The organism is Olsenella profusa F0195 (assembly GCF_000468755.1).
GTDB classification, from domain to species: Bacteria; Actinomycetota; Coriobacteriia; order Coriobacteriales; family Atopobiaceae; genus Olsenella_F; species Olsenella_F profusa.
In genome coordinates, this window is the sequence record NZ_AWEZ01000016.1 from 24,152 (window position 1) to 36,783 (window position 12,632).

Sequence of the window (12,632 nt, forward strand, 5' to 3'; positions counted from 1 at the left end):
TATGCCGTGATGGCCCGCGGTTGGGCGTGCGTCAGATTCCCAGCACCCTTTGCCTTCCTAGGAACGGCTTGCACCGTTCCATGAAGGCCATCATGCCCTTCGTCTCAGCCTGTGCCACATCGTCGGCGAAGTGCTCGTACCGGGTTCCGCCACTATCCTGCAGGATCAGGCGGAATGCCGCGGCATGCTCGAAGACGAAGTGGATGAGCTCCCCGACCGAGTCGAGCGATTGCTGTAGGGAACGAATGATGTCCCCGCGGGACGCGATGTCCATGTACCGCTCGGCCATGCTGCCATAGAGCTCGTCAAAGCCGCTCACGCATGGCTTGACAAGTTGGTCGAACAGCTCCTCCTTGCTCCTGAAGTGCGCGTGGAACGCTCCGTTGGTCACGCCGGCCTCTCTGCAGATCCCGCGGATGGAGGTGCCTCGGAAGCCCATCCTCCCAAACTGGTCGAGCGCGGACTCCACGATGCGCTTGTGTGTCTTGTCAAAGTCGCGGGCCATGTGCGTGACTGCGCCTCCCCATGAAGCGGAACACCGTAATATTACTAAATAGTTCACTTAAGTCAACTTTTTGATGGGCATAATCGCCTCGTGGAATCTGTGGGACAGAGCCGTGGAGAGGCATCGCATGATGCTTTCCTAGGGGACGAGCGCAAGATGCACGATGGGGATGGGGCTACAGGATCTTCCGCCCTGCCCAGTCGAGGCAGGAGTTCCAGGCCGCCATTCCTTCGGGACGCGCCAGGTCGCGATCGAAGTCGTGCCCTCCCTCGTCGACGAAGAAGGTCTCGGCCGTGGGGGCCTGCGCCGCCAGCGCCGTGGCATTCTGGAAGGGCACATCCTCGTCGTCCCTGCTTGCGGCGATGAAGAGGGGAGGGAGATCCTGCTGGGCCTCGGCATCGAGAGAGAAGGCGTCGAGGTTGGATGGGGTGACCGCAAGGAGCGATCCCCAGTTGCCGGTCTGACGCGCGTAGACGTAGAGGCCAAGGCGACGTTCGAGCGGAGCGGAGCTGAGCGGTTCCGTGCCCGCGAGCCTTCGGGCGGTTCGTGGTGCTACGAGGGCATAGGTGCGGCGGTAGTGGAGGGAGGGCTGGAAGAGGGCGGCGCGCATCTTTGCCAGGTTGCAGTAGCCGTAGAAGTCGGCCACGCCTGCGGGGGCCTCGCCCGACTGGCCCAACCGGTGAGCGAGCATGAGGGCAAGGTAGGCGCCGGCAGAGCGGCCGCAGAGAAAGGTTCGCCCTTCCGGGAGGAGGTCGCTTGAGCTGCGAAAGACCTCCTCGATGGCATTGAGTATCGCTCCGATCTGAACTTGGGGAGCCAGGGGATAGTCTGCCGTCACCAGGGTGAGGCCTCGCCCCAGGATGATATCGACGTAGCGGCGGGGCAGGTCGTCTCGGACGCCATAGAGAAGTCCCCCTCCGTGGAGGTAGAAGAGGGCGGCATGTCGGTCGCAGCCCGGCTGCGGCCGCTCGATCGTGATGCCGACGGGGAGTGTGGCGCCTTTCGGAAGGGTGACGTGGGTCGTCCTCGCGCTTGCACTCATTGCGGGATGTCCTCTCCCATAAGGGTCAGGAGTCGTCGGGCAATCACGAGCTGTGCCAGGGTATCCGAGTCATGGATGTCGATCCCATAGGATTCGCGGGCGCGGTTCACACGATAGCTCACGGTCTTGTGGTGCACATAGAGCTGGTCTGCCGTCTGCTGGAAGTTGAGGTTGTTGTCCGTCAGGGCCATGAGGGTGCCGAAGACGAGCGGGTTCTCGCTGCGGAGCCTCCGCAGATGGGGGTCCATGAACTGCACGAGCTTGTCATGGTCCTCGATGTTCAGGAAGATGCGGTAGATGCCCAGATCCTCGTAGCACAGGAGATGGTTGTGCCCGCGGTCGGGATCGAAGAGGCGATAGACGCCCATGACCTGGTCGTTGGCACGCTGGATGTCGTAGCGGCCGACGATGCCGGAAAGCGTTGCCAGGTAGGTGAAGTCGGGCAGGTCGGGGTTCGCGCACATGTCCTTGAGGATGCCCCTCACGGTCGACATCTTGAGTCCCTGCGCCTCGGAGGTGAGATTGCGCAGGAAGATGATGCGGTTGTTGCTCTCGTAGTAGACGACGCTGTAGTGCTGATGCTTGAGGCGCTGCCGGAGGGCATGGGGGAGCTCCGTCACCCGGGCGCCCTCCTTCGCATCGAGAATCTGGAAGCGCACAAGCAGCACCTGGTAGTAGGGCTTGCTCTCGATCGAGAGTTCCTTCAGGGACTCGTCGGTGGCGGCCTTCGTCGTGCAGCGACCCAGGAGCAGGTCATGCACGAGCGTGTTGTTGCGGCGGAAGAGCCGCTCCTCGATGGCGGACTCCTTGAGGAGCTCCATCTGCAGGAGGCTCGTGAAGCTCTCGATGGTCATCACGTCGAGCTGCGAGAGGGTCCTGCCACCCGTATGGATCAGGAAATAGGCAGGCATGCCCTCGGTCGTCGGAATCATGACGGCCAGAGCCTCCCGTCCCTGTTCCGTTGCCGTGTCAAAGGAGGCATGGTAGTAATGAAAGGTCTGGTAGTGGCCGCGGTGGAGCTCCTTGAGGCTCAGGTTCTCGAGGCTGACCGCCCGGGGCGAGGTCGAGATGCAGGTGCCTGAGGAACGTCCGTAGTAGGAGCAGTCCATGCCGATCGACTTCTTGGCCTGGTCCAGGATCACATGGATGCTCGGCTGCTCAAGCGCCAGCTTCATGGTCCGCTGGTGGATGCTGAAGAAGCGGTTCAGGAGCATCAGGTTGGTGTCGAGGGCAGAGCCCATCACATCGGCAAGGATGCTCTCGTATTTCGTCTCCGTGGCAAGCTGGATGAGGGGGATGTCTGCCCGGTCGCAGCAGGCCACCACGTCCCCAGGTGCCTCGGCGTAGAGGCGTCCTGGCTTGAAGGCGATGCCTGCGGGCTCCACGGCCACAAGCCTCTGGAGAAAGCGCGTGCGCTCCTCGAGGGAGAGTGGCTCCAGGGCGAAGAAGCTGGTCACGAGAAAGATGCCCCTGCGGCCCCAGCGCTCGATGTCGGCCGCCTCCATTACCATCGCATTGCTGATGGTGCGGCCAAGCCCCCCTTCACCGGCAATGACCTCAGCACCTTCGAAGCTCGCCAGGTCGAGCACAGAGCGAGCGGTGAGCGTCTCTTCCTTGATCTGTATGCGGGGCCTTGTCATCGTTATCTCCTTGGAAGACAAAGATATCGCATGCAGAGCCGGAGATGTTTATCTCTGATAGATAAGTCTGGTAAGAGGTGCTATCTATCCAGCGGTATAGATCATCGCCAGGGGGGGGAGCCACGCTAGATTGGCAGCCTATAATGGGTTCGTAGTCTCGGACCTTGGGAGGGTTGGCATGCGTGTCGCACTGCTGGAGCCGCTTGGCGTATCTGAGGAGACGGTCTCAAAGCTCAGTGCCCCCATCCGTGGGCGGGGCCATGAGTTTGTGTATTTCGACCAGAGGACGACCGATGTGGGGGAACTCGCGAAGAGGAGCGCAGGCGCCGATGTCGTGATGATTGCGAACAACCCCTACCCCGCTTCCGTCGTAGGGGGTGCCGACGCCCTCAAGATGATTGCCGTGGCCTTCACGGGCATCGACCACGTCGGTCTCGACGCCTGCAGGCAGCGGGGTGTGGTGGTTTGCAACTGCGCGGGCTACTCCGATGTGAGCGTGGCCGAGTTGACCTTGGGTCTCACGATCGACGTCCTGCGTCTCGTGGCTGGGGGAGACGCGGCCGTACGCTCTGGGAAGACCTCGTCGGGACTCACGGGTCGCGAGATTGCCGGCAAGGTCGTCGGCATCGTCGGCACCGGCCATATCGGCACCCAGGCGGGCCGACTCTTTGCCGCCTTCGGTGCCCATGTCCTAGGCTATGCGCGCCACGAGAATCCGGAAGCGACGAGGGCGGGCATCGAGTATGTGAGCGATCTTGACGAGCTGCTCGCGGCAAGTGACATCGTGAGCCTGCATCTGCCGAGCAATGCCTCGACGCACAGGATGTTTACGACAGGGAAGTTCGCCCTGATGCCGGAAGGCTCGGTCTTCATAAACTGTGCCCGTGGCGCCATCGCGGACAACGACGCCCTGGCCGCTGCCCTGAACAGGGGGCATCTGGCTGGTGCAGGCGTGGACGTCTTCGATATGGAGCCGCCCCTGCCGGAGGACTATGCGCTCCTCCATGCCAAGCATGCGGTGCTGACCCCGCATGTGGCCTTCCTCACCGAGGAGGCGATGGAGCGCCGCGCTCGGATCGAGTTCGACAACGTGATCGCCTGGCTCGATGGAAGCCCTAGGAACGTGTGCGAGCTCTAGCGAGCTATAAGGAGTGCTTCTGCGTCCTCAGGAGTTCATCTTCTCGCGGTTGAGCTTTCTCTCCTGTTTTGCGACGAGCAGCGCGCAGAACACGTCTGAGTTAACATTGAGCACGGTTCGGAAGACCCCCATTACCCAATCGATGCCGGCGAAGATGGCCACGGACTCCAGTGGGAGGCCAAATTGAGGTGCCATCATGGTCAGCGACACGATTCCCGCTCCGGGGACGACGGCATTGGCTAGGGATAGCAGCATCGATACGATGGTGATGTAGGTGAGGTAGGGGAAGTCAAAGTGAATGCCGTATATCTGGGCAATCATGATTGCCGTGAACGAGATGTACATAGAGGCGCCGTTGCTGTTGAGCGGCATACCAAGAGGTAGGACGAGATTTGCGATCTCCTCGTCAAGTCCGAGCTTCTCCTTTGCATCGTGCATTTCGACAGGGAGCGTGACGGCCGAGGAGGTTGTCGCCATGGCCATGATGGACATGGGGAACATCTTTCTTAGCAGTTTGAAGATGCTGACGTGGCAGGATATGCTTATGATGACAAACCAAAGCGCCATGAAGGCGAAAATCGCCAGACCAAAAACCACTATGTATCTGAACAGAGAGTCGAGGGCCCGAACTCCTAGGGAGCTTGCGGTCGAGGCGACGTAGGCGAAGATCCCGATGGGGGCTGCCCTCATCACCGTCCTGATGATGCTCATGAGGAGGTCGTTCGCCTCATGGACTAGCGAGAGGACCTGCGAGGAGCCGTGTCTGAGCGCGTACCCGCTGATTGCAAACCCAAAGAAGAGGGAGAACACGATGACCTGTATTATCGACCCTTCCGACATCGATGAAAAAATATTTGAAGGCACGAAGCCAGTGATCATCTCGGTGACATCAGTCGTTACCGTGACTATGGAAGATGAGCTGCCCCCGATCTCGCCAAAGTTCGCGCCAGGTTGGAACAGGTAGCAAACGACGATGCCAAACGCCGAGGCGATGACAGATGAGATAAAGAAAAGGGCAATAGCTGTGACGCCGCTTCGACTGAGTTGGCCCTTCGTAAGCGAACCAACCGCCTCTATGATCTGGCCCATGACAAACGGGATGATGCTCATCTGTATGAGCTGGAAGAAGAGGCCGCCAATGAACTTTATATCCTTTCCGACGTCCTTGAAGGCTAGCCCGAAGACCACCCCGGCGATCATTGCGATGATTATCAGCACGGTGCTCATGTTCCGCTTCGCTCTGCCTAGGATGTCCATGTCTTGCCCCCTCACACTCAAAGCTGGCCATGGGCACAGGCCATTGATGGCCATGCAAGCCGATGTGCGACAGTTCCTTGGAGACATTCTCTTTCGCGGAAGCGAGTCAGGACTCGGTCATCGTGGACAAGCATGTGTCCTATAGCTATCCATTTGGATAAAAAATACAATTCGCCGATTGATATGTTACGTTTGCCGAAAAAGAAACCGAGACGACCGCAGTTGTGTCCTACGAGCACAATGACCAGTCACGAAACGATACCTGCGGTGCATGCTTACGAGGCGACCTCGGCCACCTTTAGCCTTGGCGACATTCGTCGTTCCGCATTGTTCAAAGCTGTCCATAGGTTGGTACCGATTATCCCGTTCGGATAAGTCTTTTGAATTCTCTTGACTGCTTTGATAGCCGATTGCGAACGCTTTCGCCCGTAGAGTTCTGACTGAGCCTGGCACAACCCGAAAAAGGCCTTGGGGCGGGAAAAGGAGCATGCATGAGCGTCTCAGAGCAGCAAATCACCGAGATCATCGACTGGCTTGCGCGGTACGGCTGCCAAGGGGAGGGCGAGGGGATGATCCGCCTCCTCTACACGCCCGAGTGGCTTGCGGCACAGAACGCCCTCAAGGAGAGGTTTGAGCAGGTGGGCATGGAGGCGGAGTTCGACTCCGTGGGAAACCTCAAGGCCACCTTCGTGGGATCCGATCCCACATCGGGCACCGTCGCGTCCGGCTCCCATGTCGACACCGTCGTCAACGGCGGGAAGCTTGACGGGGCGCTGGGCATCGAGGCTGCCTTCCTGGCCATGAGCGACCTTGTCAAGACCTACGGCCAGCCTAGGAGGAGCATGTCCGTGGTGAGCATGGCCGAGGAGGAGGGGAGCCGCTTCCCCTACGTGTTTTGGGGCAGCAAGAACCTCTTCGACCTCGAGGAGAACTCTCGGATGTCCGACATCAAGGACAAGGATGGCGTGAGCTTCGTCGACGCCATGCGCTCCTGCGGCTTTGACTTCAACACTGGTCACGACCCACTCATGGATGGTGTTACCAACTGGCTCGAGCTCCACATCGAGCAGGGCAATACCCTCGAGATGGAGGGCGAGCAGGTGGGTATCGTTCACGGCATCGTCGGGCAGCGCCGCTACGACATCCACCTCGTGGGCGAGGCCAACCACGCGGGGACCACGATGATGCGCTATCGGCACGACGTGGTTCAGGCCTACGCCAGAATCGTCTCGCAGTCCATCGAGAAGGCAAGGGCCGCGGGCGACCCCCTCGTGCTCACCTTCGGCAAGGTCGAGGTCAAGCCCAACGTAGTCAACGTCGTTCCCGGCGAAATGACCTTCACGATGGACTGCCGTCACACCGATAGGGACTTCCTCGTCTCCTTCTCGGCCGGGGTCGCCGCCGACATGCGCTCCATCTGTGACGAGATGGGGATACAGATTGACATCGACAACTGGATGGACGAGGACCCCGTTCCCATGGACGATGGGATGATTTCTGTCATCCAGAGGGCCTGCAGGGACCGTGGCCTCAACTATCGCGACATGCACTCTGGCGCCGGTCACGATTCGCAGATCATCGCCAAGCACATCCCCTCCGGCATGATCTTCGTCCCCTCCATCAGCGGCATAAGCTATAACCCCTCCGAGGCGACCAAGGTGGAGGACATCAAGGAGGGCATCGATGCTCTCGAAGCGGCCATCTACGCCTTGGCGTACTAGTCGTACACGTGAGAAAAACCGCGAAAGTACCAGCGTGGAGTCTAGGGAGAGGAAAGCGATGTCGCATTCGATTGGTAAGAACTACTGGAAGACCATAGTCTTCACCTTCTGTCTGGGGTGGACCGTTATCTGGATCTACCGGTCCATGCTCAGCCCGGTGTACCCTGCCATCCAGGGAAGCATCGGCGAGCAGACCAAGGCAGCCATGGGTCTTATCTCCAGCTGCTATTTCTTCGGGTACACCGCCATGCAGATACCTTCGGGTGCATTGGTTGACCGTTTTGGTCAGAAACGCGTCCTCATTCCAGGCTTCCTTATCTTTGCCCTTGGTGCATTCCTCATCTCTCGGGCGACGACGCTGACGGCAATCTACGTCGGCTCCGTGATGGCAGGCGTTGGGTGCGGATGCTACTACGGATCCGCCTTTTCGCTTACGGCCGAGCATGTTCCCCCTGAGAAGAAGGGCCTTTCGACTGCAATCGTCAACTCGGGCTCTGCCCTCGGCATGATCATCGGCATGACACTCTCCTCCTACCTCGTCAACTCGCTCGGTTTTCCTTGGCAGCTTATGGTCACAATCTCAACAGCCCTGATTCTCCTGCTGGTTGTGTGGTATGCGGTTGCGCTGCATGACAACATGGCAGACAAGAGGAAGCTCCGTTCCTCTGACGCTGCGCCGGATGTGGAAGCAGGGCAGGATGACATAGTCACCGAGGTCAGCTCTGCGAGGAAGGAGGGCCTCTGGAGCATTCGCAGCGTTGCATGCTACGCACTCTACTTCGCGACTTGCTATTCGTACTACATGATTGTGACGTGGCTCCCTAACTTCCTTCAGACTGAGCGCGGGATCGAGGGTGGCCTCGTAGGTCTCGTCGTCTCGATGATCTCCGTCACTGCCATCCCCGGGGCCTTGTGGTTTTCCCACCTGTCCGACAAGCGGCGCAACAGGAAGGCCAACATCATCCTGCTCCTTGAGATTGCCGCTTTTTTCCTGGTTGCCGTCTCGATGCTTGCCCCTAATGCGCTTGTGCTTGCGGCCATCCTCCTGCTCTATGGTTTGCTCGGCAAGATGGCCGTCGATCCCGTGCTCATTTCCTACATCACGGATCATGCAGAGGCCAAGAACACTGCTACCACACTCGGAACCTTCAACTTCTTTGGCATGGCTTCCTCGGTAGTCGCTCCCTGGTTCACCGGCGTGATCATGGATATGACGGGCTCGGGCGAACTGGGCTTCTACCTGGGTGCGGTTCTTTTGCTTGCGGGTACGGCGCTCTTCTTCTTCACCAATGTCGTTGTGGGGGAACGAGCGCATAGGCCTCCCAGCCACTAGAACACATCCGACCAGCGACACACCGCATTTTCGTGGTGTGCCCGTCTGACTCCCCGCATGTGGCAAAGCAACGCGAAGAGATTTTATCCCCCTAGATAATGGCGTGGCCATTTGGCTCGTCTAGGCTATCCATGAGGTCAAGAGAGGCTCAACGGAAGGAGAGACCCCATGAGCTACATCAATAACGTCACTGGCTACCGCAAGGATATTCTCGAGACCCGTTCCGAGGTGCACAAGGGCGCCTGGGCCCTCATCGAGCCTGACGGCATCGTCAAGAACGTGATCCCGGGCTTTGTGGACTGTGACACCACCATCCTCGGGTCCCCCCGTCTCGGGGCGTCGTTCGTCGACTACGTCGTGACCGTCCACGCCGGCGGTGGCTGTGAGGCCGGCTTTGGCACCGAGGGCGTCGAGGTGTTCCTCTATGTCTTCAACGGACATATGGAGATTGGCAACGAAGAGAGGCGAGAGACCGTCACCGATGGCGGTTACATCTTCTGCCCCGCCGGCACCAGGCTCACCTTCAAGAACGTTGGCGACGAGGACGCCTTCTGCTTTCTCTACAAGCGCGTCTATGAGCCGCTTGAGGGCCATGAGGCCCACACGGTCCTCGCGAACATCAACGATGTGGACTGGGCCGATTACGAGGGCATGACGGACGTCCGCTGCAAGGACTTCCTGCCCTCCGCAAATGACCTCGGCTTCGACATGAACATGCACATCCTCTCCTTCAAGCCGGGTGCCTGCCATGGCTACATCGAGACTCACTACCAGGAGCACGGCGCCTACGTCTACTCCGGCGAGGGCATGTACGTCCTAGGCGACAAGTGGGTGCCCATCAAGAAGGGCGACTACCTCTACATGGATTCCTATGTGCCCCAGGCCTGCTACGCCGTGGGCCGTGGAGAGGAGTTCGCCTACATCTACTCCAAGGACTGCAACCGCGACCCTGAGCTCTGAGGTCGCTCCGATTGAGTGGGGATTGCCCATGCTGAGTACCGTCATCAAGAGGAACAGCTACCAGGACTCCATCAACCTGATGCTGCTCACCAATGCGATCAATGCGCTGCCCGGTGTCACGAAGAGTCAGATCATGATGGGCACCGATGCCAATAAGGACATCCTCGAGGGTGCGGGCCTCCTGACCGACGAGGCGGCGGCAGCCTCACCCTCCGACATGGTCATCGTCGTCGACTCCGAGCGCGAGGAGACGGTGGGTGAGGTCCTGGCCGAGACCGAGCGCTTCCTCTCTGACCTTTCCGTGAGGGGGGATGCCTCCCAGCTCGCCGAGGTGGAGAGCTGGGACGAGGCCCTTGGGGCCATGCCCGACGCAAACCTCGCCCTCTTCTCCACGCCGGGCGAGTACACCGCGCCCGAGATCGGGCATGCCCTCGACCTCGGTCTCAACGTCTTCTCGTTCACGGACAACATCAGCCTCGCCGACGAGGCGAGCCTGAAGCGGAAGGCACATGAGAAGGGCCTCATGCTCATGGGTCCCGATTGCGGCACCGGCATCATCAGCTCGACTCCCATCGCCTTCACGAACGTGGTCAGGCCCGGCCGCATCGGCATCGTGGGCGCCTCCGGCACGGGCATCCAGGAGGTCACCTGCATCATCGACCGCCTGGGCGAAGGCGTGACCCATGCCATCGGCACGGGCGGGCGCGACCTTTCCGGCGCCGTGGGCGCCATCACCGTCATGGATGGCATCTCTGCCCTCGAGCATGATAGGGAGGTCAAGGTCATCTGCGTCATCTCCAAGCCACCCGCGCGGGAGGTCCGTGACAGGGTGGTTGACCTCCTTGAGCGCTGCACCAAGCCAGTCGTGGCCATATTTCTGGGTGAGAGGCCGGAGCACCATCTCGGCAGGGTCTATCTGGCCCACACCCTCGAGGAGACAGCCAGGATCGCGGTCGACCTCGCAGAGGGAAGGCCGGTCAAGAGGAACTACCTCGAGCCGCTCGGCTTTACGTGCAAGGACCCACTCCCCGAGGGCAGGACCGTGGTCGGCCTCTATTCGGGCGGCACCCTGGCGAATGAGGCAGGCATGCTCGTCTCCGAGGCGCTGGACCTCGGTGGCGTCGTGAAGGAGGACGGCTACATCCTCCACGCCGATGGCTATGACGTGATTGACCTCGGCGACGACGTCTACACCCAGGGTCGTCCGCACCCCATGATCGACCCCGATGTCCGCATCGACCACATCCGGAAGTACGCCCGCAGTCCGCGTGCCGGCGTCATCCTCTTCGACGTGATGCTTGGCTATGGCTGCCATCCTGACATGGCGGGGGCCCTGGCTCCCGTGATTCGCGAAGAGCTCTCCGTCGCCCGCAAGGAAGGCCGCGAACTTCACTTCGTGGGCTCGGTCACCGGTACCGAGGCAGATCCGCAGGACTACCAGAAATCCTTTGCGGAACTCCGTGCCGTGGGTGTCCATATGGAGACCTCCAACGCCCGTGCCGTCCGCTATGCCCTGGAGCTCAAGGGCGTCCACCTCATCGAGGCGGACCGCACTTTCGTTCCCTATGAGCCGAGCTGCAAGGATCCAGTTCCCGAGCCCTCCGAGTCCGTGCGCGAGCTTCTCGATGCCAAGCCTCGCATCATCAATGTGGGTGTCGAGTCCTTCAATGACTCCCTGCGTGCCTGCGGTGCGAGGTCCGTCCAGTACAGCTGGAAGCCTATGGCTGGCGGCGACAGGCACCTGATCCATCTCCTTCAGGGGCTCAGCGAACACGAGGAGGAGATCGACGAGGCAAACGACGTCGTGATTGGCCGCTTGCGTGACTCGCAGCCCTTCCTCGTGGATGTGGTGCCTGCCAAGGGCGAGATTCCCGAGCTTGCGGGCAGGGTCATCCTTCATGCGGGCCCCCCGATCGAGTACACCCACATGTCCGACCCCATGCAGGGTTCCTGCGTTGGCGCCGTCCTCTTCGAGGGCTGGGCAGACAGCGAGGAAGATGCCCGAAGGCTCCTCGAATCCGGGGAGGTTGCCTTCAAGCCCTGCCACTCCGCGCACGCCGTCGGTCCCATGGGTGGCATCACGACGGGTGGCATGGCGGTGCTCAAGGTCGTGAACAAGGTCGACGGCACCGTGGGCTTCTGCACCATGAACGAGGGAATCGGCAAGGTCCTGCGCTTTGGTGCCTATGACCAGGAGGTCATCGACCGTCTGCACTGGATGGCGGACGTCCTCGCCCCCGTGCTCTCGGCGGCGATCCGCTCGGTTCCAGGCGGCCTCAACATCAATCCTATGATCGCCAAGGCCATCACGATGGGAGACGAGTTTCACCAGCGCAACATCGCCGCGTCCCTTGTCTTCCTCAAGACTGTCGCACCGCTCATCACCGTGCTTGATTGGGACCAGGGAGAGAAGCAGGACGTCATCCAGTTCCTTGCCGACACCGACCAGTTCTTCCTGAACATCATGATGGCGGCGGGCAAGTCGATGGTGGACTACGCCCGCAAGTACGAGCATGGCTGCGTCGTCACGACGATGGCGAGAAACGGCGAGAGCTTTGGCATCAGGATTGCCGGCATGGGGGACGAGTGGTTCTGTGCGCCCGTCAACACGCCCCAGGGCCTCTACTTCACCGGCTACTCTGCCGAAGATGCGAATCCCGACATCGGCGACTCCGCCATCACTGAGACCGTCGGTGTGGGTGCGATGGCGATGATCGCCGCCCCGGGCGTCACCCGCTTCGTCGGTGCCGGTGGCTTCGAGGACGCCATCCGCTATTCCAAGGAGGGCGAGAGGATCTGCATCGCCCACAATCCCAACTGGACGATTCCTACCTGGGACTTCAAGGGCACGAACCTCGGCATCGACATCCGCAAGGTCGTGGCGACCGGCATCACGCCGACCATCAATACCGGCATTGCGAACAAGAGGGCCGGCCTTGGCCAGATCGGTGCCGGTACAGTCCTTGCCCCCATGGGCTGCTTCACCAAGGCGCTCGAGGCCTATGCGGCAAAGCATGGCATCGAGTAGGCAGGGGA

At 60.6% G+C, this 12,632-nt stretch carries 9 protein-coding genes; 5 read left to right on the plus strand and 4 right to left on the minus strand.

The genetic code is table 11. The annotated features are described in order from the left end of the window. Positions 1 to 31: 31 nt before the first annotated feature. The 3 genes from HMPREF1316_RS02020 to HMPREF1316_RS02030 all read right to left on the minus strand — a co-directional run bounded on the left by HMPREF1316_RS02020 (position 32) and on the right by HMPREF1316_RS02030 (position 3,187). Entirely contained in the window at positions 32 to 505 is a 474-nt protein-coding gene (locus tag HMPREF1316_RS02020; RefSeq protein WP_021725258.1) for a TetR/AcrR family transcriptional regulator, read from the minus strand. A 175-nt stretch (positions 506 to 680) separates the two neighbouring features. Next, positions 681 to 1,547 carry an alpha/beta hydrolase gene (locus HMPREF1316_RS02025; RefSeq protein ID WP_021725223.1) on the minus strand — a complete coding sequence of 289 codons (867 nt, stop codon included), beginning with the start codon at positions 1,545 to 1,547 and terminating at the stop codon, positions 681 to 683. Then, entirely contained in the window at positions 1,544 to 3,187 is a 1,644-nt protein-coding gene (locus HMPREF1316_RS02030; RefSeq protein ID WP_021725218.1) for a PucR family transcriptional regulator, read from the minus strand. Before HMPREF1316_RS02030 ends, HMPREF1316_RS02025 begins: the two co-directional genes overlap by 4 nt. A gap of 178 nt (positions 3,188 to 3,365) precedes the next feature. Between HMPREF1316_RS02030 and HMPREF1316_RS02035 the strand changes: the two genes are divergently transcribed. Next, positions 3,366 to 4,325: an NAD(P)-dependent oxidoreductase gene (locus HMPREF1316_RS02035; RefSeq protein WP_021725229.1), complete on the plus strand. Its 960-nt coding sequence runs from the start codon at positions 3,366 to 3,368 to the stop codon at positions 4,323 to 4,325. A 27-nt stretch (positions 4,326 to 4,352) separates the two neighbouring features. On the opposite strand, the gene HMPREF1316_RS02040 is transcribed toward HMPREF1316_RS02035, so the two are convergent. Then, entirely contained in the window at positions 4,353 to 5,552 is a 1,200-nt protein-coding gene (locus HMPREF1316_RS02040) for a dicarboxylate/amino acid:cation symporter (RefSeq protein ID WP_232204392.1), read from the minus strand. A 521-nt stretch (positions 5,553 to 6,073) separates the two neighbouring features. Here HMPREF1316_RS02040 and allC point away from each other — a divergent pair. From allC to HMPREF1316_RS02060, 4 genes are all read left to right on the plus strand, one after another. Continuing rightward, a complete protein-coding gene (gene allC / locus HMPREF1316_RS02045; RefSeq protein WP_021725246.1) occupies positions 6,074 to 7,303 on the plus strand; it encodes an allantoate deiminase in 1,230 nt (409 codons plus the stop codon). Positions 7,304 to 7,337: 34 nt separating this feature from the next. After that, positions 7,338 to 8,636, plus strand: a complete 1,299-nt coding sequence (locus HMPREF1316_RS02050) for an MFS transporter (protein ID WP_232204393.1) — start codon at positions 7,338 to 7,340, stop codon at positions 8,634 to 8,636. A gap of 168 nt (positions 8,637 to 8,804) precedes the next feature. Then, entirely contained in the window at positions 8,805 to 9,596 is a 792-nt protein-coding gene (allE, locus tag HMPREF1316_RS02055; RefSeq protein WP_021725242.1) for a (S)-ureidoglycine aminohydrolase, read from the plus strand. Between the two features lie 28 nt (positions 9,597 to 9,624). After that, complete coding sequence (locus HMPREF1316_RS02060; protein WP_021725257.1) at positions 9,625 to 12,624, plus strand: bifunctional FdrA/YlbE family protein; 3,000 nt, start codon at positions 9,625 to 9,627, stop codon at positions 12,622 to 12,624. Positions 12,625 to 12,632: the final 8 nt, after the last annotated feature.